This is a genomic window from Flavobacterium columnare NBRC 100251 = ATCC 23463, from assembly GCF_002530675.1.
GTDB lineage: Bacteria > Bacteroidota > Bacteroidia > Flavobacteriales > Flavobacteriaceae > Flavobacterium > Flavobacterium columnare.
In genome coordinates, this window is sequence record NZ_PCMX01000035.1 from 1 (window position 1) to 25,129 (window position 25,129).

A 25,129-nucleotide genomic window follows, 5' to 3' on the forward strand; every position below is an offset into this window, starting at 1 on the left:
ACAACTTTTTGACTTGATCCCCAAAATAATCTTAATTTGTAAGTAAGGTAAAAAAGAAAATATCTTTTAAAATAGTATTTTTGCACTCAAATTTTATAGAAATGTTTAGAAGTCATACTTGTGGCGAATTAAATGCGTCACATATCAATACAGAAGTTACCCTTGCAGGATGGGTTCAGAAATCTCGAGATAAAGGTTTTATGATATGGGTTGATTTACGTGATCGTTACGGAATTACTCAGCTCATTTTTGACGAAAGTCGTACGGATAAAAAGGTAATGGAATTAGCTAAAACTTTAGGTCGTGAATTTGTGGTTCAAGTGAAAGGAACTGTAATAGAACGCGAGTCTAAAAATTCGAATATACCTACGGGGGATATAGAAATCTTAGTAAAAGAGCTAATTGTTTTAAATCAAGCACAATTACCACCTTTTACAATTGAGGACGAGACAGATGGAGGAGAAGAATTGCGTATGAAATATCGTTATTTGGATATTCGTCGTAATCCAGTAAAAAATAGTTTACTATTCCGTCATCGCGTGGCTATGGAAGTAAGAAATTATCTTTCTAATCAAGGCTTTTGCGAGGTAGAAACACCTTATTTAATAAAGTCAACTCCAGAAGGAGCTAGAGACTTTGTGGTGCCTTCACGTATGAATCCAGGGCAATTTTATGCGTTGCCACAATCGCCACAAACATTCAAACAATTGTTGATGGTAGGAGGTATGGATAAATATTTTCAAATTGTAAAATGTTTTCGTGATGAGGATTTGCGTGCTGATCGTCAACCTGAGTTTACTCAAATTGATTGTGAAATGGCGTTTGTTGAACAAGAGGATATTTTAAATATGTTCGAAGGCTTAACACGTCATTTGTTAAAAGAAGTAAAAGGAATAGAAGTAGATAAATTTCCTAGAATTACTTATGATTATGCGATGAAAACCTATGGTAATGATAAACCAGATATTCGTTTTGGGATGAAGTTTGGAGAGTTAAATACGGTGGCGCAACATAAAGAATTTGGTGTTTTTAATTCAGCTGAGTTAGTAGTAGGTATTGCAGTGCCAGGGGGAGCTTCTTTTACTCGTAAGGAAATTGATGCTTGGATTGAATGGGTAAAACGCCCACAAGTAGGAGCTTCGGGAATGGTATACTGTAAATGCGAAACAGATGGTTCTTTCAAATCATCCGTAGATAAATTTTACGATCAAGAAGACTTAAAGAAATGGGCAGAGATAACTAATGCTAATGCAGGAGATATTATCTTTGTTTTATCTGGGCCAGCTTATAAAACACGTACACAATTAAGTGCTTTACGTATGGAGTTAGCTAACCAAATGGGATTACGTAAACCCAATGAGTTTGCTCCATTATGGGTGGTTGATTTTCCTTTATTAGAATGGGATGAAGAAAGTGGTCGTTACCATGCAATGCACCATCCATTTACATCGCCAAAGCCAGAGGATGTTCATTTGATAGGAACAGAACCTGGGAAAATTAGAGCCAATGCTTATGATATGGTCCTAAACGGAAATGAAATTGGAGGAGGTTCAATACGTATTCATGATAAAGACTTGCAAGCAAAAATGTTTGAGCTTCTTGGATTTTCAAAAGAAGAAGCAGAAAATCAATTTGGATTCTTAATGAATGCCTTTCAATATGGCGCACCACCACACGGAGGGTTGGCTTTTGGATTGGATCGCTTAGTGGCTATTCTAGGAGGTCAAGAAACCATTCGTGACTTTATTGCTTTTCCTAAAAATAATTCAGGTAGAGATGTTATGATTGATGCCCCTTCAGTTTTAGATTTGAAACAATTAAACGAACTGTTTATTGCTTCGATAACTGAATAATCATATAATTTTTATAAATTTGATGCAAGAGGGTGTCTGAAAAGGTTGAAATGATATTATGACCTTTTCGGGCAGCCCTTTTTTAATTTTTAAAAGATGAAAATGAGAATAACCTCCCTAGTGGTAGTTTTATTATGTACTGCAAATTCTTTTGCTCAAGATAAAAAAACAATAACTAAAATCACTGAATTTCTAAAAAAACGAGAAATTGAATTGGTGAAAAAATATGGTTCAAGTCCCGAATATGAAAAAGAGCAAAGAGGAAAAAGAAAATTTATTTTGCGTGAAATTGATTTGAATAATGATAAGAAAAAGGATTATTTTGTATTCTTTAATAACTCCTGTGGAAATGGCGGTTGTGATGCCTTAATCTTAGATTCAAACTTAAAAATAAAAGGAGATTTCTCTTTGGTTGAAACGCCTGTAATAGCAAAAGCCAAAATTGTAAATGGATGGAAGGTACTTAATATAAGTTCAACAGGAATGCGTGAAGTAATTTTTAATAAGCAAAAGCAAGCTTATCCTGAAGAAGGTATAGCCAATCTTAAATTTATTCGATACAAAAAAGAAAAAGGAGACGAGATAATTATTGAGCAACCTAAAAGTATTTGGAAAGAAATGAAATCTTATTTGTATTAAGATATGAAAAACCTCTTGTTTACACTTTTAAATCAGCACCAGTTGTTTGAAAAAACTTTACTGTTGAAAAGAAACGAATATTTGGTTGTAAATGGGAGTATTGATACTAATGTTTATTTTGTGAAAGACGGAAGCCTGAAAATTTCCGTCTTCAATACAGAAGAACAGATTATTCGTTTTGGTTATAAGGGTGATTTTGTTGCTTGTTTAGATAGTTTTTTTTCTGATAAACCAACTGTTTTTTCGATTCAAGCTATAAAAAAAACTATAGTTCTAAAAGTAAATAAAAATAAATTCAAGGCATTAATGTATGCTAATATAGAAACTTTAAAGGTTTGGAATGAGGTGTTAGAAGACTTAATTTTACAACAGTTAGAACGAGAAATGGATTTACTTACGGTTTCTGCTAAAGAATGATTAGAGCGTATTCAACTACGTAATCCACTAGTGTTTCAGGAAATTCCTCATAAACTTATCGCAAATTATCTTCGTATGTCACCCGAAACATTATCAAGATTGAAAAGTCTTGATGTGTATCAAGAAAATTTAAAATAATAAAAAGGAAATTTGTAGTAATTATCATTGCTATGAAAACAACTACACAAATTTTGCTAAGTGAATTAAAGAAACAAGTGCAAACTCATATTGATTATGTAACTACCCTAAAAGAAGAGAACTTAGATTTTTTACAATACCGAAATTCATCTACTTCTTGGAATATTTTAGAATGTATAGAACATTTGAATCTTTATGGTGATTATTATTTGCCAGAAATAGAAAAAGTTATTTCTAAAAGTAAATTTAGACCTAAAATTTATTATACATCAGGTTGGTTAGGAGATTATTTTGCAAAGAGCATGCTGTTGGGTGCTAAAACAAGTAAAATGAAAACATTTAAGGATAAAAATCCTCTAAAAATACCTTTGGATAAAACAACAATTGACAGATTTTTAAATCAACAAAAACAATTGCTAGATCTATTAAAGAAAGCGGAAAGTATAGATCTTGAGAAGGAAAAAATAAAGATAAGTATTGCTCGTTGTTTGAGTATACAATTAGGAGATAGCTTTCGTTTTATAATTAATCATGATGAACGCCATATTGTTCAGTGTCAAAAAATAATCCATAAACTTTTGAATATAAGACTTTGATATCTCGACAAAAAGTCTATCTTTGATAATTATTAATTTTTTATTTTTTTTAGAATGCTAACAGGCAAAGTGAAATTTTTTGTAGAGTCTAAAGGTTTTGGATTCATTACAAACGACGAAACTGGATCAGACATCTTCGTTCACATTACTGCAACAGGTGGTAAAGAGCTTAAAGAAGGACAAAAAGTTTCGTACAACGAAGAAGACGGACGTAAAGGTAAAGTAGCTACTAACGTAGTTGTTATCGAATAATATATATTATTTTAGATTACCGGAATGTTACACCGCTCCTTTTATGGGGCGGTTTTTTATTCCTTTTTAAAATGTGTTTTTCAGATGACTAGGTGTTTCACCTATTTTAGAATTATCTCCTTTTTTTGAAAAAATCTTTCATCAAACGCGTACACTCATCCTGCATAATTCCTGTAACCACTTCTGTTTTAGGATGCAATTTAGCCCCCATAGCTTTATAACCTCTTTGTTCATCAGAAGCCCCATATACAATTTTTGAAATCTGACTCCAGTATAATGCGCCTGCACACATTTGACAAGGTTCTAAAGTAACGTACAGAGTACAGCCTTTTAGGTATTTTCCGCCTAAAAAATTGGCAGAAGCAGTTATGGCTTGCATTTCAGCATGTGCCGTAACATCATTGAGCATTTCTGTTAAATTGTGACTTCGAGCTATTACCCGATTGTCTATTACAATTACAGCTCCTACAGGAATTTCGCCTTCTTCAAAGGCTTTTTCAGCCTCTTGTAAGGCTTTTTTCATAAAATATTCGTCTGTAAAAATGTTTTCCATAAGAACAAAATTACAATTTTGGAATGATCTTTGTTTGTAATTCTGGTTGTTATGTTTAAAATATTTATACTATAACTACCTTATCCCTTTTGTAATGAAAATTAAAATTCAATAACGTCCCTAAAGCAGAAGACCGTTTTATCTTCTCTGTACTAAATTAATAATTGATTTTAGAGATAAAAGACATGGGAAATTTAATATTGTTTACCTTTACTAATAGTCTTAAAAAAATATAGAGAGGGGGACACCTATTAGATAAAATGACTTAAGATGTAGTAGAGGATGTTTTATAAAATCTAGAATAATAAATAGTTTTGATTAATTTTGCTTCTTATGGAAAGTACAATCTTAGACTCAATAAATTCTCCAAGTGATTTAAAAAAAATAGAAATCTTGCAATTACCTTCATTGGCAAAAGAATTGCGTGATTTTATTATAACGATCATTTCTCAAAAAGAAGGGCATTTAGGATCAAGTTTAGGCGTAATTGAATTGACAATTGCTTTGCATTATGTATTTAACACGCCTGAAGATTTATTGGTTTGGGATGTAGGACACCAAGCTTATGGACATAAGATTTTAACAGGTAGGAAAGAGGTGTTTCATACGAATCGAGATTTAAATGGTATCTCAGGATTTCCTAAACGTTCAGAAAGTGAATTTGATGCTTTTGGAGTAGGACATTCTTCTACTTCTATTTCAGCTGTTTTAGGAATGGCGATGGCTTCTCGACTCATAGGTGATTTAGATAAACAGCATATAGCGGTGATTGGAGATGCTTCTATAGCTTCTGGAATGGCTTTTGAAGCCCTGAATCATGCGGGCGATACAGATGCTAATGTTTTGATTATACTAAATGATAATGCCATAGGGATTGATCCAAGTGTAGGGGCTCTAAAAGACTATTTGACATCCTTTAAAGAAGGAACGCTACATACTGAAAATAATATTTTTAAAGCTTTAAATTTTGATTACTCAGGTCCTATTGATGGGCACGATATTCAATCATTGATTTCAGAGCTTAGTCGATTAAAAAAAGTTAAAGGACCCAAATTTCTTCATGTAATTACCACCAAAGGAAAAGGGTTACAATTAGCAGAAGAAAATCAAGTTAAGTATCATGCTCCAGGAAAATTTGATCCTCAAACAGGTAAAATATATCCAAAAGAAGAAGAAGGGTTTCCTCCTAAATTTCAAGACGTTTTTGGGAAAACATTAGTAGAATTGGCACAAGAGAATCAAAAAATTATAGGGGTAACACCTGCAATGCCATCAGGAAGTTCGATGAAATTTATGATGGAAACTTTCCCAGAACGTGCTTTTGATGTAGGAATTGCAGAGCAACATGCTGTAACTTTTTCTGCGGGTATGGCCACTCAAGGAATGATTGTTTTTTGCAATGTTTACTCTACCTTTTTACAAAGAGCTTACGATCAGGTTATTCATGACGTAGCATTGCAAAAATTGCCCGTTATTTTTTGTCTTGATAGAGCAGGTTTTGTGGGAGAAGATGGGGCTACCCATCATGGTTTGTACGATATTGCTTATTTGAGTTGTATACCAGATTTAGTTGTTACAGCACCACTAAATGAAGTAGAACTTCGTAATATGATGTATACTTTTCAATTAGGTATTAATATTCCTGTGAGTATTCGTTATCCAAGAGGTAGAGGGTTTGTTCAAAATTGGAAATTACCGTTTGAAAAAATAGAAATAGGAAAAGCAAAACAACTGCGTAAGGGTAAAAATGTAGCCGTTTTATCTACCGGAACTATTGGGAATAACGTGATCAAGGCTTTAGATGATTTAAAATTATATGAATTTTCTCATTATCATTTTCCTTTTGTTAAACCTTTAGATGAGGGTGTGTTACATGAAATAGGTCAAAATTATCAACAAATTATTACGGTTGAAGAAGGATGTCTTAAAGGGGGGTTTGGAACTCTTATAAGTTCATTTTTTACAGACAATAACTATTTAATTTCTATAAAAAGATTAGGTGTTCCTGATGAATTTATTGAACAAGGAACTATTAATGAATTGCATAAAATATCAGGAATTGATGTAGCAGGATTAAAAGAGTTATTACGTTTGTTTTAGATGGAAAAAATCTGAAAAGTATAAACTTTTAGTTAATTAAAGAGACTGTCTAAAAGGATGGTATTTCTCGTTTAACTCCGTTCAGAAGATAGACTATATATTGAAATGTTGTTTCTAGACAGTCTCTTTATTGTTACTATTCAAATGGTTACTAGAGATGATTTTATAGACTCGATTCTCTAGGGTAAAAGAACTTTAATAGAGTTTTTTTAACTTGGTGCCTACGATGTTGTTTGTACTTTTGGATACACTTTATTGTAAATTAAATTTATTCCAAAAGTATCTTTTGTGTAAACCGTATATTCTGACCTTGTATATTAAGAATATAAAATCCTTTTTGTAAAGAGTCTAAATTTATTGTTTTTAAATCACTAGTATTGTTGAGTTCTTCTGAATAAACAATTCGTCCGTTAATGTCATTAACCCTTAAAATTGAATGATCAATACTTCGATCAAAAGAAATATTTATTAAACCATTTGATGGATTTGGATAAATGTTGATCAGATCGTTTGAAACAAAATCTGTATCACTCAAAAGAATATTAGGAGGTAAGTCTGTGTGTAAAGACGTTGGGTTATCTTTTATACCTGCAACACCCGTATTACTTGCTCCAGATGAAGCGCTATAGCCTACTCCTCTTCTAGCAAAAACCCTCCAAATTAATTCATAATTTTGTCCCCCAGTGGCGGCTTGATCTGCGGCTAAAATAGCATCTCTACCCGTGATAAAACTTGGAGAACAACCATCAATTTTAATAGCGTCTAATACAATTTTCATTATTTTGTTGTTTCCACCTGTACCATTGTAAATATTACTATCATAACCATATTTGTTAATATAAGCCCATGTTAAATCCCATAAAATTGTAGCCCAAACAGTTCCAATAGCATGAACATTAATTTTTTCGGTCTTACTTATAGGGTCTGGATACCACATTTTATTTAAATCAGCGTATGTATAAGGGTTACTAGTCATATCTGTTGTATAAGGATATTTTCTGATACCTTTACCATTAGTGGGAAGGTTGTTAGTAAAAGTTCCTATGCTTTTTTTGTCACTTCCTTTATCGCCAGCTTTTATTTGCATCATTAACCAAAACCAATCAGACCATCCTTCACCCATTTGTTCGGAGCTATTTAAGCAATTACCTGAAAGTCTTGTAGAAATCCCATGTCCATATTCATGTGCTATAATTCCATTATCAAAATCGCCATCAGCATAGATGTTGTTTTTGTTCTCAAAGATTGCGCTTACACTACCTTCTGTTGTTAATACCTTAATTAATTCGTCTCCATCTGTTTTTGATAAACCTATGACAGGAATTTTAACAGCTGCATCGCCTCCACCAAGTTCTAGCTCCGAGAAGGTGTTATTTATAACTATTAGTGCTTTTGCTCCTGCATTTTGAGCTGTTATAGCTTTAGAAGAAAAACTACAATTACCCCTTCTGACTACTGCAATTTTACCTGTTACTATATTTGTTGCTGTTGAGCATCCATCATAAACGTCAGGATTTGTTGTGTTATTAGTAGTGGCATCATTAAGAAGTATAAGTTCTCCAGAAAGATTGTTAGGTGTTATAGGTAATTCAATATGTCCCGAAGTAAATTCATTATCTATAGCGTTGTATGTTTGGCCTGCTAATGAACCATTGGTTATTTGTACTTTTATAGGGACAGGGTGTTGCCATAAGTACATTTGCATTTTAGGATTGTTTCCATCAGATGGGGTTGAAAAATTAGCATTGTTATAACTAGGAGAACCGTTTTGAGAGGCATCTTGTGATTGTGCTAAAACATAGTCATTTTGTATTCCCCCACGACCATAATTTTTGTCTTGAAAGTTTTTGTTGGATTCATTAAAACCATACTGATACCACAAGTCGTGCATAATGTTGTTCATGTAAAATAAATTAGTAGTCGCTGCATGAATTTCATTTATAGGAGAATTAGATAAACCTGAGTAAGGATGATCAAAGGTTAAATCAGGATATACCCCTGAGGATGAATTGGTATAAGTATTAATAGACGCTATTGATGGATCAGAATTGGTTATATCTGAATAAGCAAATACATTGTTTCCTCTTGTGTAATCAAATTTAGTAGAATTTGTTGTAGTACCAATAGTTGAATTATTGTTGTGCCATCCATTAGGTGATGCAGCAAGAGTAAGCGGTGCTAATGGGGTCGTAGATTCAGGATTTGTAACGATGGTTCTCCCTTCTGTGTTTGTAGGAAATGCCTCTTTATAATGATTAGGACTTTCATAGTTCCACGGAATGACTTTGTAGTTTGTTGTGCCGGATGGTAATAGTGCTAGTCTTGAAAGATTTTCTTCTTTGAATAAAAAAGTATGGTTGTTTGTGCTGTAATGATGTTCTTTATGAAAGGAGCATTTTAAAGTGTTATTCAACTTTTGAATAAGATCACCAGTTTCAGCATCTATAAAAATATTCCACAAATCTTTTTCACCATTTTTTGAGTAATATTCAAAAAAATAAGTGAGTTTTAATTCGTTTTTATCCGTTAGAAAATAGGTTAATTGCCCACTTATGTTTTCTTCTTTGTTTTGTGTGTTTTCTAATCTAAATCTGTTGTTTTCTAGTTTGTTTAAGGAATATTTAGGAGCAACATCGTTTGTTGATGTTAAAGCTTTTATTAAAGCCGTATTTAAATCTATTTTTTGAGTTCTTTTTTTGGCATTATCTATAAAGTTTGGAATTGATTTTAATTTACCTGAAACTTTGCCTGTTTTATCAATTATAAAATTAGAATCAACATTATAGATGGGTATGCCGTTTTGTGTTTGTTTTACGTGGCAAACAAAATTATTGCTCGTTGTTGTAAATTCATCGAATATAATTAAATTGTCAATTTCGTTTTGACTCATTTTTGATTGAGATGAACTTGCCTTTAAATGTTTTTTGATGAGGTCAATATTGCTTTGACTAAGAGCAATTCCTGAAAACAAAAACAATAAAAAGGGTAGTTTTTTTATCATAGATTTAGAATTTTGGGTTATTAAAGAATTATTAATTTGTTAGGGATGAAATTAGATTTTCGTAGAAATCATTTTGTTGTATAATAAAGCGTTGCCATCTGTTAGCATAGAAATGAAGTGACAGATATGTAGCAAACGTTCATACAGACTTTCTTTTTCTATATTATGTTTTTCGGGTAGTATTTTTAATAATAATTTATCAAAATTAGTTTCATTGCCTTCAAATTTATTATTGTAGGCGGTGATAAATTTGTCTAATAAATTATTGATAATTTGATAGCCGTTTATTTCTTTTTCAATGACTTCCCTGCTCTGATAAATATTTTTTATACTTAGATTAATGATGTCATTCATTTGAGCCTTGTATTTTGATTTGTCTGTTAGCGCATGAGGGAATTTGCCTTGAAGAATTACTTCTTCATTTTCAATAAAAACATTTACCACATCGTTTATCAAACTTCCTATGGCTAAGGCACGTAAGTAGCTGATTCGGTCTTCTTTTGTAGTTAGTGCATTGTACTTTGAGGTATCTATAGAATCTTTAACTAATTTGATTAGGTATTCTAATGCGTAATCTTCTGAGACTAGACCTAGATTAATTCCATCTTCAAAATCTATAATGGTATAACAGATATCATCAGCCGCTTCTACAAGATAAGCTAGAGGATGACGTTCGTATCCTATATCATTTATTAATTTATTAGGAATTAAGCCTAATTCTTCGGCAACTTCTTTGAAAAAATTTTTGTCTTGTTGGAAGACCCCGTATTTTTTATCAGCTATGTTTGAAGTTGGTTTTTTAGGTAAACTTTCTTTAGGGTATTTTATGAAGGCACCCAAAGTTGCATAAGTTAATCGTAGGCCTCCTTCAACACCAGGGCGTGAGCTCGTTAATACCGAAAACCCATTGGCATTTCCTTCAAAATCAATTAGATCTTGCCATTCTTTTTCAGATAATTGCTCTTTAAATTTTAAACCGTTACCAATAGCAAAGTATTCTCCAATTGCTTTTTCGCCTGAGTGACCAAATGGGGGGTTTCCTATATCGTGAGCTAAAGCGGCGGCGGCTACTATTGCTCCGAAATCATTAGCTTGGTAACCATGAATTTCTTGTAGATAAGGGTATTTTTCTAATATTTTTTTTCCAACTAAGCGACCTAATGAACGACCAACAACCGAGACTTCCAAGCTATGGGTTAATCGTGTGTGAACGAAATCAGTTTTTGATAATGGAATGACCTGAGTTTTATCTTGTAGGCTTCTAAATGCTGCCGAAAATATTACACGGTCATAATCAACTTCAAAGCCTAGGCGTGTATCATCTTGTTCTTTACGTAATCGTTTACTAGTATCGCCTTGGCGTTTTAAAGATAAAAGTTGTTCCCAGTTCATCATTTTTGGGTAGATTTAAAAAAATTAGAAGTGCGAAAGTACAAATTTTAAGATTCTTTCTTCATGCAAATGCTGTTTTCTACACCTATGTATTGGTCATAATTTGGGATAAGTTTATACCCTTTTTTTTCATACAGCGAAATTGCGTTTGTTAGTTTAGGTGAAGTTTCTAAGATAAAGTTTTGGTAACCTTTTTGTTTTGCCCAATCTTCAATCGTGTTTAGAATTAAGTTGGCAATGCCTTTTTTTCTGTGTTCAGGGTGAACAAACATTCTTTTAATCTCTACTGTGTTTGGGGTGTGTTCTTTATACCCTCCGCAACCGACAACCTGATCGTCTTCGTATACAATCAATACATTTTCTAAATATTTGTTGTTAAAATGGGTAAAAAAATCTTTTTGTTCACCATCAATGTCTACTAAATATTCATCAAATAATTTGGTTAGGTATTTGAAGTCTGGATGATCAGAGTTTGAACGGAGTAGTCTCATTATTTATTTTTTAGCTAAAAAGAAATTGTTTGTTTTTTTAGGGTACTTTTCGTTGCTTTTGCTGCTTGGGTTGTCAATTATGGTTTTGATGTTTATCATATCGCCTACCTTGAAGCTGGCTTCGGTGTATTGATAGTCTAAAAGGTATTCGCCACAGAAATAATTTCCATTGCTATCTTTTTCTATAATTCCTGTATAAATTCCTTTGTTTTTTTCTTTTGACATGTGTAATATTTTATTCAAAGGTACGAATTGCTTTGTAATGTTTTGAAAAAAAGGCTGTCCTAACTTTTCTTTTGGACAGCCTCTTGTTTGTTTTTGTAAATAAATTATTAAGATCCACACATTTCGCAATCTTCTGGTTCTGCATTACGAGAACGTTCAATCATTGCTCTGAATTCCTCTGCTGTCATTTCTCCTTCAGGGGCTACTAATTCTAATTCTTTAGGGGATTCTATTGTAGGTTCTGTTTTCTTTTCGTTATTTAATGTGAATTTAATAGCATCTACAGCGGCTTTAGTACGTAAGTAGTACATACCTGTTTTTAAACCTGATTTCCAAGCATAGAAATGCATTGAAGTTAGTTTAGAAAAGGTAGCTCCTTCCATAAACAAGTTTAGCGATTGAGATTGATCGATGAAATAACCTCGTTGGCGGGACATATCAATAATGTCTTTCATAGACATTTCCCAAACGGTTTTATATAAGTCTTTTAAATCTTGTGGAATACGGTCAATATTTTGTACTGAACCGTTGTGACGCATAATTTCTTGTTTTAAATCTTCATTCCATAGTCCGCATTTTACTAAATCTTCCAGTAAATGTTTATTTACTACAATAAATTCACCAGAAAGTACGCGGCGCGTATAAATGTTTGAAGTGTAAGGTTCAAAAGCTTCGTTATTTCCAAGGATTTGCGAAGTAGAAGCAGTAGGCATTGGAGCCATTAGTAAAGAGTTGCGAACACCATATTCTATTACTTCTTTTCTTAACGAAGCCCAGTCCCAACGACCTGATAATTCTTCATCTGTTACGCCCCAAAGGTTGTATTGAAATTGACCTTCAGATATTGGTGAACCTTTAAAAGTAGAGTAAGGACCTTCCTCTTTTGCCATTTCCATAGAGGTTTCTACGGCAGCAAAATACATGGTTTCAAATATTTCTTGGTTTAATTTTTTAGCGTCGTCGCTGGTAAAAGGCATACGTAGCATGATGAAAGCATCTGCTAATCCTTGTACCCCTAATCCTATTGGGCGATGTCGCATATTAGAGTTTTCGGCTTCTTTAACAGGGTAGTAATTTCGGTCAATTACCTTGTTTAAGTTACGTGTTACTCGTTTGGTTACTTTGTACAATAATTCATGGTTAAATTTGCCTTCATCGACAAACATTGGTAAAGATAAGGAAGCTAAGTTACACACGGCTATTTCGTCAGCAGAAGTGTACTCCATAATTTCTGTGCATAAATTAGAAGAGCGGATAGTTCCTAGATTTTTTTGATTTGATTTGCGATTGGCAGCATCTTTATATAGCATATAAGGCGTTCCTGTCTCGATTTGAGATTCTAGGATTTTTTCCCATAATTCACGAGCTTTAATCGTCTTGCGTCCACGCGCTTCGTTTTCATATTTAGTATATAAAGCTTCAAACTCATCTCCATATACATCATATAATCCAGGACATTCGTTAGGACACATTAACGTCCATTTGTCATCAGATTCTACACGTTTCATGAACAAGTCAGAGGTCCACATAGCGTAAAATAAGTCACGGGCACGCATTTCTTCCTTGCCATGATTTTTTTTAAGATCTAAGAAGTCCATAATGTCAGCATGCCAAGTTTCGATATAGATGGCAAAGCTTCCTTTGCGTTTTCCACCGCCTTGGTCTACATAGCGAGCGGTATCGTTAAAAACACGTAACATAGGTACAATCCCGTTAGAGGTGCCATTAGTTCCTCTAATGTATGAGCCTGTTGCGCGTACATTGTGAATTGATAAGCCAATACCACCAGCAGATTGTGAGATTTTAGCAGTTTGTTTTAGTGTGTCATATATACCATCAATGCTGTCGTCCTGCATTGCTAAAAGAAAGCAAGAAGACATTTGCGGCTTTGGTGTTCCTGCATTGAAAAGTGTTGGAGTGGCATGTGTAAAAAACTTTTTAGACATCAACTCGTATGTTTCTATTGCGGATTCTAAGTCATTTAGGTGAATTCCAATTGCAACGCGCATTAACATGTGTTGTGGGCGTTCTGCTATTTTTCCATTGATTTTAAGTAAATAAGAACGTTCTAGGGTTTTAAAACCAAAATAATCATAGTTGAAATCACGGTTGTAAATTATGTGTGAATCTAGAAAAGCAGAGTTTTCCATGATTATTTTATGTACTTCATCTGAAATAAGAGGAGCGTCTTTGCCTGTGCGAGGGCTTACGTAATGAAACATATCATTCATCGTTTCAGAAAACGATTTTTTTGTGTTTTTATGTAAGTTAGAAATGGCAATTCTAGCGGCTAATTGTGCATAATCAGGATGAGTAACGGTCATGGCAGCTGCGGTTTCAGCAGCTAAATTGTCTAATTCGGAAGTGGTTACACCATCGTATAGGCCTTCAATTACTCGCATGGCAACTTTTACAGCATCTACCATATCATTTAAACCATAGCAGAGTTTTTTAATTCTGTCTGTGATTTTGTCAAACATTACGGGTTCTTTATGCCCATCTCTTTTTACTACGTACATAGTTCTTGTCTTTTTGAAAACAAAAAATCCCTTCTTTGTTTTCTTGTTAATAATAAATTTGTGAAAACACCAGTCTCCCGACTTTTACTAGGGGTGTTTTTTAAATCTGATAGATTGTTAAGTTTGTCAGATGTGTTTTTAGAAATCAGCGTCTAATGAAAATTTATGAGCATCTTCTTCATTGTTCATTACACCCGCCTTTTGGTATTCAGCAACCCGTTTTTCAAAGAAATTGGTTTTTCCTTGTAATGAAATCATGTCCATGAAATCAAATGGATTAGTTGCGTTAAAAATTTTAGCACAACCTAGCTCTATTAATAATCTATCTGCTACAAATTCTAAATATTGAGTCATTAAAACAGCATTCATCCCTATTAGAGAAACCGGAAGAGATTCTGTTATAAATTCGCGTTCTATATTTAAAGCATCTACTATAATTTCTGTAATTCTTTCTTTAGTTACTTTGTTTATTAAATGATGGTTGTGTAGGTGTACAGCAAAATCACAGTGTACTCCCTCGTCTCGAGAAATTAATTCATTTGAAAAGGTTAATCCAGGCATTAATCCTCGTTTTTTTAACCAATAGATAGAACAAAATGCTCCAGAAAAAAAGATCCCCTCTACTGCTGCAAAGGCAATTAGCCTTTCTGCGAATGAGTCGGATGAAATCCAGCGTAATGCCCATTCTGCTTTTTTCTTGATAGCAGGAAAAACTTCAATAGCATGAAATAATTGATCTTTTTCTACATCATCTTTTACATAGGTGTCAATTAATAATGAATAAGTTTCGCTATGAATGTTTTCCATCATAATCTGAAAGCCATAAAAGAATTTAGCTTCGGGATATTGAACTTCATTTACGAAATTTTCTGCAAGGTTTTCATTTACAATACCATCAGATGCTGCAAAAAACGCCAAAATATGTTTGATGAAGTATTTTTCATCTTCACTTAATTTGGTATTCCAATCAGTTAAATCTTGATGTAAGTCTATTTCTTCTGCTGTCCAGAAGCTTGCTTCCATTTTTTTATACCATTCCCAAATGTCATGGTGCTTGATTGGGAAGATCACAAAGCGATCTTTATTTTCTTGTAAAATGGGTTCAATAATAGCCATATCTATACCTGAAATTATAGTTTTAAATTGATTCGAATAATTGTGCGTAATTGGGACTACAAAGATTCAAAATTAGACTCTAAAATGAAAGAATAGTTATTCACATTTCGGGGGAGTTTTTAACAAATGATGTAATTGTAGGTTATTCTTTATTAAAAGTGTAATGTGTTGTTTGTCAGTGTTTTGTGTTTTTAAAAAATTATAAACCCTTATGAAATAAAGGATTTTCGTAGGTTGGGATTGGCCTGTTTTTTGGATGGGTGTTAACTTATATATTTGTAATATATGTATTGTTAATAATTAATTAATTAAAGTGTAATAAAATGAAGTTTTTTGCGTTTCCTTAGCTGGTTTTGAAACTTTTTACTAATGATTTTTAAAAGATTTAAAAATCATTAGTAAACTTTTTTGATATTATTATTTGTAGTATTCTCGTGCTACAATTTCAAGTTCTTCATACCAATCCGTTCCGAATCTTCTTACTAAAGCTTCTTTTACAAATTTATAGATGGGTACTTTGAGTTCTTTGCCTAATGAGCAGGCTTCTGAGCAAATATCCCAACGATCATAATTAACGGCTTGAAAACTACTGAATTCTTTAATTCTAATTGGGTAGAGATGACAAGAAACTGGTTTTTTCCAATTAACGAATCCTTGATTGTAAGCTTCTTCTATGCCGCATAAAGCATTTCCCTCTTTAAAAATAACATACGCACAATCTTTATTGTCTATTAAAGGGGTTCCAAGTTCATTGTCTTTGTCTGTAACCCATGTGCCCTGTTCTTTGATGGCTTCAATGCCTTCTGGTCGTAGTAAATGTTTGATCTTAGGATAAATAGCTTCTAAGATTGGTAATTCTTCTTCTAGTAGAGGAGCTCCAGAATCCCCGTCAATACAGCAAGCTCCTTTACAAGCACTCAGGTTGCATACGAACTCTTTTTCTAAAATGTCTTCTGAGACGATCGTTTTACCAATTTGAAACATGTGATTTTGTTTTTAGTGCTGCAAAATTACAAATAAGAAACAATAATTAGGATTGTAGTTTTGTTAATTGTTTGAAATTAGTATATTCGAAAATATTTGTTAAAAAAAGAGTTATGAATTTTGATTGGAAAGAAGTGTTGACTGTTGGAATGGTCTTGTTTGCAGTTATTGATATTATGGGTTCTATTCCTATAATTGTGGATTTAAGGAATAAAATAGGGCATATTCATGCAGAACGAGCTAGTTTTGTTTCAGGGTTGATTATGATTATGTTCCTTTTTGTGGGAGAGGGGATGTTGAAATTTATAGGTGTAGATGTTAAATCTTTTGCTGTTGCAGGGTCTATTGTTCTTTTTTTTCTGGCACTAGAGATGATCCTGGGAATTAGTATTTATAAAGATGAAGAGCCTAAAACAGCCAGTATTGTTCCTTTGGCATTTCCATTAATTGCTGGTGCGGGTACTATGACTACCTTGTTGTCTTTGCGTTCAGAATACCAATCAATCAATATAGTAGTAGCTATTTTGTTCAACATCATAATTGTATATGCTGTTTTGAAATTATCAGGTAAAATTGAGCGAATGCTTGGGCCTACAGGTTTAGGGGTTGTGCGAAAAGTTTTTGGAGTTGTATTATTAGCAATAGCTGTTAAATTATTTGCAGCTAATGTTAAAGGCTTGTTTGTTTAGGCTGAAAAGCTGTAATTTTGTTTCCTAAAAATATAGTTAATGAAAATTTTTACTTACATAGTTCTGGTGTTAGGAATTGTATTGATTGGCGTTAATGTTTCAATGCTTAATCTTGAAGATTTATTTAATGGAGATAGTTTAGTGGCTTTGATAGGGATATTGGCTGTCTTGTGTGCTATCGTTATTTTGTTAATCTTTAATCTTTCAAAATCAATTGAAAATCAATTGAAAAATCATTCGTAAATGTTTGATGTGTTAATTATAGGAGGAGGAGTTTCAGGGGTGTCTTGTGCTATGGTTTTAGGTTCTGCTCAAAATAAAGATTTTGTTAAAGATAAAAAAATAGGAATTCTTACTCATCAAAAAGCATCTTCTTTGCAAGATGCTATTTTTTATAATGCTTATGGGATTCCGGCAGGTAAGTTAGGGGCTGATTTGTTGCTAGACTCATTGGATCAGTTAAGGAATACGTATGATCATATTGTTCAAATAGCAGACGAAAAAGTTCTGAAGGTTGTGTCGGTTCAAAATGGTTTGGAAGTTATTACTAACAAAAGTGTTTTTAGAACTCAAATAGTTGTTGTTGGAGTGGGAGCTTCTAATTTGTTTGATATTGAGGGGTTGAATGAATATGTTGAGCCTCATCAAAAATCACTTCCTGAAAAAAAACGCATTCAGCTAAAAAATATTGACTATAAGGTAACGGAAGGGGTCTATGTTTGTGGTACCCTTTCAGGGCATAGAAGCCAGTTGGCAATAGCTGCAGGGAGTGGAGCGGCAGTAGCAACTGAAATACTTGTTTTATGGAATAAAGGAAGAGAAACACATAGTCATGATAGTGTTAAGAAAAAATAAGAGTAAAGATTTGGACTTAGTTTAGTTGGAAAAATTTCATTCTATTCTGAATCTAAATCTTTAATTTGTTGTACAACAACCCCAGCTTTTTCTAAAAAAACCAAACCTGAATCATCTTTGTATTTTTCGAGATAAACGACTCTTCTTATTCCTGCTTGGTGGATTAATTTAGAGCACTCTTTGCAAGGAGAAAGGGTAATGTAAAGAGTTGCTTGATTGCATGATTGTGTAGAGCTGGCAACCTTTAGTATTGCATTAGCTTCTGCGTGAAGGACGTACCAATGCGTTAGGTTGTTTTCGTCTTCGCAACAATTGTCAAATCCAGAAGGAGTGCCATTATACCCGTCTGATATAATCATTCGATCTCGAACTATAATTGCTCCTACTTGTTTTCTTTTGCAATAAGAGAGTTTGCCCCATTCTTTTGCTAAACGTAGGTAGGCGGTGTCGTATTTGCTAAGTTTTTCTTCCATTTTATCTGTGCCAGATAGGGCTTTGTATAATTAGTGGTGTTACAACTCCTATTATAAAGGATGACATGACTAACGTCCAATCTCTTTTTGAAAAACGGAAAACAGATTGGATTATAAATGAAATTATTAAGACAATAAGAACAACTATTATTTGTGCACTTTCAATTCCAAGAGCAAACTCTGCAAGGGGTAATATTTTGTCTGATTTATTTCCTGGTAATAATGTCTTGAAATAATTGGAAAAACCTAATCCGTGTATTATTCCAAATAGTAATGTTACAATGGCTATTAAAGTTATACTTTCGCCTTTAGAACTTTTTCCTGCTGTGAAAAGATTAAAAAGGGCTACGATCAATATTGTAATGGGGATTAAAAATTCAACTAGATTTTCTTTTATATAAATGATCCCAAATACAGAAAGTATAAGTGAAATAGAATGACCTAAAGTAAATAAACTCACTAATGTTAACCATTTTTTCCAGTCGTTAAATGAATAAGGAATAGTCATTCCAATTAGGAATAATATATGGTCATAAGCATTGATGTTTAATACGTGTTTTAGGCCGATTTCAAAATATAACCAAAATTCTTGCATACGATAAAATTAAAAGAGTTTCAAACATACAAATTTTTTAGTAATCATTTTATTTTATTGTCTAAGTTTGTGATTGTTTTATTTTTAAGAGAACTAAAAAAATAAATTATTCCACTTTCAGAACTATTTGATGGTGAATTGAACTAGAAACAAAGAATGTTTTTCCGCGATTGTACGTGCGGCTATTGCTGATGGAGGAATGAATAAAGAAGAAAAAGATTTCTTAGATAAGCTAAAGGTGCGTCTTGAAATATCAGATGAAGAATGTAATGAAATATTGAAAAATCCTATTAATCCTTTCTGTTTTGTATGTGTATCGGTAGGAACGTTTGTGTGATTTGGCACGAATGATATATGTAGATTGTGTGTTAGGGTCTAAACAGAAAGGGATTTTAATAAAATTTTGTTTAGTATTAGGGTTTGTTCTAGGTAATGTTGGGGATGAGTCGCTGTCATTGTTGGTTTTTAATATTGATTAGGGTGCCTTCGTGTATAAGATGCGAAATATGAATAAGTAATTTTAAAAATAAAAAAACGGTGATTAATTCACCGTTTTTTTATTATATTTTGAAGGTTATGACTGGTTTTTTCGAGTGATTGACCAAACTTTCACTTATACTTCCGTTAAAAAAATGAGCTAAGCCTTTTCTTCCGTGAGTGCACATGCCTATTAGGTCTGCATTTAGGTCGTTTGTTATGTTTAGTATGCCAGCTTCAACATTAGTATCATTATATATATGAGTTTCGTATTTGTCAATTTTGAATCCGCTAACAAAATCGGCCATTAGTTTTTGTGCATTTTGAGTAGAACGGAAATTGTTAGGCGTATTTATATTTACAAGGTGTAAGGTGGCTCCTAATTCGTTAGCAAAACGCACTATGTTTTCAAAAGGTTTTTTTATTTCCTCTAGGAAGTCTGAAGCAAATACGAAGTGATCTATTTTAAAGTTTATATCGTCTTCTTTAATGACTAAAACAGGTACGTTAGAGTTTCTTACTACTTTTTCAGTATTAGATCCTACGAACATTTCTTTGATTCCACTTGCTCCGTGGGATCCCATTATAATAAGGTCAAACGCATTGTTTTGTATCGTTTTCATGATGCCTTCAAAAGGATGTTCTATTTGAATTATTTTAGAAGTTTCTATTCCATTTAAATATTCTTCTTCTAATAAATCATCCATTCTATTGGTTATTGCATTTTTGAAAAATATAATCTCAGGAATGTCGTGACCATGTGTAACGGTGTCATTGCCTTGATTTGGTAGTTCTAATAAATGTACTAAATAGATCTCTGCATTGTGCTTTTTAGCAAATTGAGCAGCAACTTTAAGGGCGTATTCTGCGTGTTGAGAAAAATCGGTTGGGACTAAAATTCGTTTCATAATGGGGTTATTGTTTAAAGATTTGTTTTTCCTAAACTCACTTATAAAGGTAAGAAAGTTTTTAATAAAAATCAATCAGTTAGTAAAATAAAAAAAAAAATGTATATTTGTGCCGTTATTTAGAAGTTAAACATTAAATAATGAGGCACGCATCGCGTGCCTCTTTTTATACCAATGACATTTAAAGAAAAAGTAATACAGGTATTAAATCAAACTTTGGAAGAATTTCCAGAGCTTTTTTTAATTGATTTAACTATCACTGATAGTAATAAAATTATCGTAACTTTAGATGGCGATAATGGAGTGCAGTTGCAGGATTGTGTAAACATAAGTAGAGCTGTTGAAAATAGCCTCGATAGAGAAGAACAAGATTTTGCGTTGGAAGTGGCTTCTGCGGGTGTGTCTGCTCCCTTAAAAATGATTCGTCAGTTTAAGAAAAATGTAGGACGTACGGTAAAGCTAACAACTGCAGAAAAAGAATATGAGGCTCTTTTAGTGGAGGCAGACGATGAAGGTGTTACATTAGAATGGACTGCACGTGAACCCAAAAAAGTAGGAAAAGGAAAAGAAACTGTTGTTCACAATACGAAAATACAATATGGCAATATTGTGGAAGCAGTAGTTACAATTATATTTTAAAAAAAATCAAAGAGTTGTATGGAGAATTTAGCATTAATCGAATCGTTTTCAGAATTTAAGGATAATAAATCTATCGATCGTGTTACATTAATGGCTATTTTGGAAGATGTGTTTAGAAGTGCATTGAAGAAAAAATACGGATCCGATGAAAATTTTGATATTATTATCAATCCTGACAAAGGAGATATGGAAATTTGGAGACGCCGTGTTATTGTAGCAGATGAAGATTTAGATTTCGAAAATGAGGAAATTACGCTGACAGAAGCTCGTAAAATAGAACCCGACTTTGAAATTGGAGAAGAAGTATCTGAAGAAGTAAAATTAATTGACTTAGGAAGGAGAGCAATCTTAGCCTTACGCCAAAATTTAATTTCTAAAATTCATGAACACGATAGTACTAATTTATACAAACAATTCAAAGATTTAATAGGCGATATTTATACTGCGGAGGTACACCATGTACGTCCTAAAGCAGTAATATTGGTTGATGATGAAGGAAATGAAATTGTATTGCCAAAAGAAAAACAAATAGCATCTGACTTCTTTAGAAAGGGAGATAATGTTCGTGGAGTTATAGAAAATGTTGAACTAAAAGGTAATAAACCACAAATTATGATGTCTAGAACTTCTGAAAAGTTCTTGGAAAAGTTATTTGAACAAGAAATTCCAGAAGTATTTGATGGTTTGATAACTATTAAAAAAGTAGTTCGTATACCAGGAGAAAAAGCAAAAGTTGCCGTAGATTCTTATGACGATAGAATTGATCCAGTAGGAGCTTGTGTTGGAATGAAAGGTTCTCGTATTCATGGAATTGTTCGTGAACTAGGAAACGAAAATATTGATGTAATCAATTACACGAATAATACACAATTATTCATCACTAGAGCATTAAGTCCAGCAAAAGTCTCTTCCATTAAAATTAATGAAGAAAAGAAAACGGCCGAAGTTTACTTGAAATTAGAAGAAGTATCAAAAGCAATTGGTCGTGGTGGGCATAACATCAAACTGGCAGGTATGTTAACAGGCTATGAATTAGATGTAATTCGAGAAGGGAATACGCAAGAAGACGAGGATGATGTTGAGTTGGCAGAGTTTTCAGATGAAATTGATGGATGGATCATTGATGAATTTGCAAAAGTAGGTCTAGATACTGCTCGTAGTATTTTAAGTCAAGATGTTGAAGATTTAGTACGTCGTACCGATTTAGAAGAGGAAACTATTCTTGAGGTAATCAAGATTTTAAAAGAAGAATTTGAAGATTAATCCCTTTTAATCTACAAAAAAATAAAAAAAACCATAAATAAAATTTATGTCTGAAGGAACAATAAGAATAAACAAAGTATTAAGAGAATTTAATATATCTCTTGAGCGAGCTGTTGATTTTTTAAAGGATAAAGGTTTCACTATAGAATCGAATCCAAATACCAAAATCACAGAAGAGATATATGGTATCCTATCTAATCAATTTGCTGGAGATAAAGGTAACAAAGATGCTTCTAAAGAAGTAGGCGAAGAAAAACGTAAAGAAAAAGAAGCATTACGTTTAGAGCGCGAGCATGAATTAGAGCAAAAACGCATTGAAGAAGAGCGTGCGCGTCAGGAAGTTATCAAAGCAAAAGCTGCGGCTTTATCAGGACCTAAAAAAGTAGGAAAAATAGACTTAAACCCTAAGCCTGTCGTAAAACCTGAAGTTGAAGCACCAAAAGTAGAGGTAGAACCTGTAGCAAAGGAAGTTTCAAAACCAGTAATACAGGAAAAGCCTGTAGAGAAAATAGAACCAAAACAAGAAAAACCAGTAGAGGTTAAGGTTAAACCTGTAGTGGTGCCTCCTGTTGAAAAGAAAGTAGAAAAAGTGGTAGAAAAACCACAGCTAAAAGAGGTTAAACCTATAGTTGAGCCAAAAGTAGAAACTAAAACTGACAAGCCTGCAACAAGTCCTTCAGTTGAAGCAGGTCAAGTAGTTGAAGAACGCTACGAAACTCAATACCAAAAATTATCAGGTGCTACTTTTACAGGACAAAAAATTGACTTATCTCAATTTGAAAAACCTAAAAAGAAAAAAGAAGATTCAAAACCAAACCAAGGTGGAAATAATAACCATCAAGGAGGAGATGCTAATAAGAAAAAGCGTAACCGAATTCCTTCCAAACAAAATAATCAGTCTAATAAACCAGACGGGAATAATAATAACGGACAAGGAAATAGAGGTAATCAAGGGGCTAACCACGGAAACAAAGGAGGGAATAAATTCAATAAAAAAGCTCCTGTTGTAAAAGTCGAACCTACAGAAGAAGAAGTAAAAAATCAAATAAAAGAAACCCTTGAAAGATTGCAAGGTAAAGGGAATAAATCCAAAGCAGCTAAATATCGTCGTGATAAGCGTGATTCGCATAGAGAACGTAATGAAGCTGAGTTAGCAGCACAAGAAGAAGGAAGCAAAGTACTTAAAGTTACAGAATTCGTAACAGTAGGTGAAATTGCAACGATGATGGATGTGCCAATTACTAAGGTTATAGGAACTTGTATGTCTTTAGGAATCATGGTTACCATGAACCAGCGTTTAGATGCCGAAACCTTAACTATTGTAACAGACGAATTTGGCTATGAAGTACAATTTACTACCGCTGATATAGAAGAAACTATTGAAGTAGTTGAAGACAAACCCGAAGATCTCAAAGAACGTGCTCCAATTGTAACTGTAATGGGTCACGTAGACCATGGTAAGACTTCTTTGTTAGATTATATTCGTAAAACAAATGTAATTGCAGGTGAGTCAGGAGGTATTACTCAACATATCGGTGCTTACGGAGTTGAATTAGAAAATGGTCAAGAGATTACATTCCTTGATACACCTGGTCACGAAGCGTTTACAGCTATGCGTGCTCGTGGTGCTCAAGTAACGGATATTGCTATTATTGTAGTAGCAGCCGATGATGATATCATGCCACAAACTAAAGAAGCAATTAGTCATGCACAAGCAGCAGGTGTACCAATTATTTTTGCAATCAACAAAATAGATAAAGCAACAGCTAATCCTGATAAAATTAAAGAAAAATTAGCCGCAATGAACTTCCTCGTAGAAGAATGGGGAGGTAAATATCAGTCACATGATATTTCTGCTAAAATGGGTATCGGTGTAAAAGAATTACTCGAAAAGGTATTACTCGAAGCTGAAATTTTAGAATTAAAAGCAAATCCCGATAAACCAGCGGTTGGAACGGTTGTAGAAGCTTTCTTAGATAAAGGACGCGGTTACGTGTCTACAATTTTAGTACAAGCAGGAACCTTGAAAATTGGTGATTATGTATTAGCAGGTAAACATCATGGCAAAATTCGTGCAATGCAAGATGAACGTGGACATAGTGTAAAAGAAGCAGGTCCTTCTACGCCCGTATCTATCTTAGGACTAGATGGAGCTCCTACAGCAGGGGATAAGTTTAATGTATTTGAAGACGAAAGAGAAGCAAAACAAATTGCAGCTAAGCGTACTCAGTTATTACGTGAACAATCTGTACGTACACAACGTCATATTACGTTAGATGAAATTGGTCGTCGTATTGCATTAGGTCAATTTAAAGAACTTAACATTATCTTGAAAGGGGATGTGGATGGTTCAGTAGAAGCTTTATCAGATTCATTCTCTAAATTATCAACAGAAGAAATTCAAATTAATATCATTCATAAAGGAGTAGGTGCTATTACCGAATCAGATGTAATGTTAGCCTCTGCTTCTGATGCAATTATTATAGGATTTAATGTGCGCCCTCAAGGAAATGCCAAATCATTAGCAGAAAAAGAAGAGATTGATATTCGTCATTACTCTATTATCTACGCTGCAATTGATGATTTACGTGATGCAATGGAGGGAATGCTATCTCCTGAGTTTAAAGAAGAAATTACAGGAACTGCTGAAATACGTGAATTATTCAAAATTTCAAAAGTAGGTACTATTGCAGGATGTATGGTTACGGATGGTAAGATCTTTAAATCTAATAAGATCCGCCTAATCCGTGAAGGGGTTGTAATTTATACAGGTGAATTATTGGCCTTAAAACGTTTTAAAGACGATGTCAAAGAAGTTTCTAAAGGATACGATTGTGGTATGCAGATCAAAGGTTATAACGATATTCAAGAATACGATGTAATCGAAGGATTTACTACTGTAGAAGTTAAAAAGAAATTGAAATAATTACAATACTATACAACAAAAAAACCTC

23 protein-coding genes are annotated in these 25,129 nt (G+C 33.3%); 12 read left to right on the plus strand and 11 right to left on the minus strand.

Annotated features, from left to right (window positions below; translation table 11 throughout):
* Window positions 1–101 precede the first annotated feature (101 nt).
* The 5 genes from aspS (at window position 102) to B0A78_RS05930 (ending at window position 3,895) form a co-directional block, all read left to right on the plus strand.
* Window positions 102–1,853 carry an aspartate--tRNA ligase gene (aspS, locus tag B0A78_RS05910; protein ID WP_014166120.1) on the plus strand — a complete coding sequence of 584 codons (1,752 nt, stop codon included), beginning with the start codon at window positions 102–104 and terminating at the stop codon, window positions 1,851–1,853.
* A 96-nt stretch (window positions 1,854–1,949) separates the two neighbouring features.
* Window positions 1,950–2,492 (plus strand): hypothetical protein, encoded by a 543-nt coding sequence (locus B0A78_RS05915; protein ID WP_097609468.1) that lies wholly within the window; start codon window positions 1,950–1,952, stop codon window positions 2,490–2,492.
* A 63-nt stretch (window positions 2,493–2,555) separates the two neighbouring features.
* Window positions 2,556–2,909, plus strand: a complete 354-nt coding sequence (locus tag B0A78_RS15010; RefSeq protein ID WP_307725306.1) for a Crp/Fnr family transcriptional regulator — start codon at window positions 2,556–2,558, stop codon at window positions 2,907–2,909.
* 170 nt (window positions 2,910–3,079) lie between these two features.
* Window positions 3,080–3,643, plus strand: a complete 564-nt coding sequence (locus B0A78_RS05925) for a DinB family protein (RefSeq protein WP_065212954.1) — start codon at window positions 3,080–3,082, stop codon at window positions 3,641–3,643.
* 54 nt (window positions 3,644–3,697) lie between these two features.
* Window positions 3,698–3,895 (plus strand): cold-shock protein, encoded by a 198-nt coding sequence (locus tag B0A78_RS05930; protein ID WP_014166123.1) that lies wholly within the window; start codon window positions 3,698–3,700, stop codon window positions 3,893–3,895.
* Between the two features lie 112 nt (window positions 3,896–4,007).
* Here B0A78_RS05930 and B0A78_RS05935 read toward each other — a convergent pair whose 3' ends face one another.
* The gene (locus B0A78_RS05935; RefSeq protein ID WP_014166124.1) at window positions 4,008–4,448 is read right to left on the minus strand and encodes a nucleoside deaminase; all 441 of its coding nucleotides are present in this window, start codon (window positions 4,446–4,448) and stop codon (window positions 4,008–4,010) included.
* A 333-nt stretch (window positions 4,449–4,781) separates the two neighbouring features.
* Between B0A78_RS05935 and B0A78_RS05940 the strand changes: the two genes are divergently transcribed.
* Window positions 4,782–6,548: a 1-deoxy-D-xylulose-5-phosphate synthase gene (locus B0A78_RS05940; protein ID WP_014166125.1), complete on the plus strand. Its 1,767-nt coding sequence runs from the start codon at window positions 4,782–4,784 to the stop codon at window positions 6,546–6,548.
* A gap of 268 nt (window positions 6,549–6,816) precedes the next feature.
* Here B0A78_RS05940 and B0A78_RS05945 read toward each other — a convergent pair whose 3' ends face one another.
* From B0A78_RS05945 to B0A78_RS05975, 7 genes are all read right to left on the minus strand, one after another.
* Window positions 6,817–9,549 (minus strand): M36 family metallopeptidase, encoded by a 2,733-nt coding sequence (locus tag B0A78_RS05945; protein ID WP_014166126.1) that lies wholly within the window; start codon window positions 9,547–9,549, stop codon window positions 6,817–6,819.
* 51 nt (window positions 9,550–9,600) lie between these two features.
* Entirely contained in the window at window positions 9,601–10,941 is a 1,341-nt protein-coding gene (locus B0A78_RS05950) for a deoxyguanosinetriphosphate triphosphohydrolase (RefSeq protein ID WP_014166127.1), read from the minus strand.
* 47 nt (window positions 10,942–10,988) lie between these two features.
* Complete coding sequence (locus tag B0A78_RS05955; protein ID WP_014166128.1) at window positions 10,989–11,432, minus strand: GNAT family N-acetyltransferase; 444 nt, start codon at window positions 11,430–11,432, stop codon at window positions 10,989–10,991.
* Window positions 11,433–11,435: 3 nt separating this feature from the next.
* On the minus strand, window positions 11,436–11,657 hold the full coding sequence (locus B0A78_RS05960; protein WP_041253496.1) for a hypothetical protein: 222 nt from the start codon (window positions 11,655–11,657) through the stop codon (window positions 11,436–11,438).
* A gap of 107 nt (window positions 11,658–11,764) precedes the next feature.
* Window positions 11,765–14,176, minus strand: coding sequence for a ribonucleoside-diphosphate reductase subunit alpha (locus B0A78_RS05965; RefSeq protein ID WP_065212956.1), 2,412 nt, complete (start codon window positions 14,174–14,176; stop codon window positions 11,765–11,767).
* Between the two features lie 138 nt (window positions 14,177–14,314).
* Entirely contained in the window at window positions 14,315–15,292 is a 978-nt protein-coding gene (locus tag B0A78_RS05970; RefSeq protein WP_014166131.1) for a ribonucleotide-diphosphate reductase subunit beta, read from the minus strand.
* Between the two features lie 417 nt (window positions 15,293–15,709).
* The gene (locus tag B0A78_RS05975) at window positions 15,710–16,276 is read right to left on the minus strand and encodes a DUF3109 family protein (protein ID WP_014166132.1); all 567 of its coding nucleotides are present in this window, start codon (window positions 16,274–16,276) and stop codon (window positions 15,710–15,712) included.
* A 113-nt stretch (window positions 16,277–16,389) separates the two neighbouring features.
* Between B0A78_RS05975 and B0A78_RS05980 the strand changes: the two genes are divergently transcribed.
* Genes B0A78_RS05980 through B0A78_RS05990 form a run of 3 tightly spaced genes read left to right on the plus strand, consistent with a single transcriptional unit; the run spans window position 16,390 to window position 17,820 of the window.
* On the plus strand, window positions 16,390–16,965 hold the full coding sequence (locus B0A78_RS05980) for a MarC family protein (RefSeq protein ID WP_041253258.1): 576 nt from the start codon (window positions 16,390–16,392) through the stop codon (window positions 16,963–16,965).
* Window positions 16,966–17,004: 39 nt separating this feature from the next.
* On the plus strand, window positions 17,005–17,208 hold the full coding sequence (locus B0A78_RS05985; RefSeq protein WP_014166134.1) for a hypothetical protein: 204 nt from the start codon (window positions 17,005–17,007) through the stop codon (window positions 17,206–17,208).
* The gene (locus B0A78_RS05990; RefSeq protein WP_014166135.1) at window positions 17,209–17,820 is read left to right on the plus strand and encodes a pyridine nucleotide-disulfide oxidoreductase; all 612 of its coding nucleotides are present in this window, start codon (window positions 17,209–17,211) and stop codon (window positions 17,818–17,820) included.
* Between the two features lie 41 nt (window positions 17,821–17,861).
* Here B0A78_RS05990 and B0A78_RS05995 read toward each other — a convergent pair whose 3' ends face one another.
* The 3 genes from B0A78_RS05995 to B0A78_RS06010 all read right to left on the minus strand — a co-directional run bounded on the left by B0A78_RS05995 (window position 17,862) and on the right by B0A78_RS06010 (window position 20,273).
* Window positions 17,862–18,293: a deoxycytidylate deaminase gene (locus tag B0A78_RS05995; RefSeq protein ID WP_014166136.1), complete on the minus strand. Its 432-nt coding sequence runs from the start codon at window positions 18,291–18,293 to the stop codon at window positions 17,862–17,864.
* Between the two features lies 1 nt (window position 18,294).
* Window positions 18,295–18,888: a HupE/UreJ family protein gene (locus B0A78_RS06000; protein WP_065212958.1), complete on the minus strand. Its 594-nt coding sequence runs from the start codon at window positions 18,886–18,888 to the stop codon at window positions 18,295–18,297.
* Between the two features lie 560 nt (window positions 18,889–19,448).
* The gene (locus tag B0A78_RS06010; protein WP_014166138.1) at window positions 19,449–20,273 is read right to left on the minus strand and encodes a universal stress protein; all 825 of its coding nucleotides are present in this window, start codon (window positions 20,271–20,273) and stop codon (window positions 19,449–19,451) included.
* A gap of 174 nt (window positions 20,274–20,447) precedes the next feature.
* On the opposite strand from B0A78_RS06010, the gene rimP reads away from it, so the two are divergent.
* The 3 genes from rimP to infB are packed head-to-tail and all read left to right on the plus strand — an operon-like array spanning window position 20,448 to window position 25,101.
* Window positions 20,448–20,912, plus strand: a complete 465-nt coding sequence (rimP, locus tag B0A78_RS06015; protein WP_014166139.1) for a ribosome assembly cofactor RimP — start codon at window positions 20,448–20,450, stop codon at window positions 20,910–20,912.
* A gap of 18 nt (window positions 20,913–20,930) precedes the next feature.
* On the plus strand, window positions 20,931–22,175 hold the full coding sequence (nusA, locus tag B0A78_RS06020) for a transcription termination factor NusA (protein ID WP_014166140.1): 1,245 nt from the start codon (window positions 20,931–20,933) through the stop codon (window positions 22,173–22,175).
* 46 nt (window positions 22,176–22,221) lie between these two features.
* Complete coding sequence (gene infB, locus B0A78_RS06025) at window positions 22,222–25,101, plus strand: translation initiation factor IF-2 (protein WP_014166141.1); 2,880 nt, start codon at window positions 22,222–22,224, stop codon at window positions 25,099–25,101.
* Window positions 25,102–25,129 lie beyond the last annotated feature (28 nt).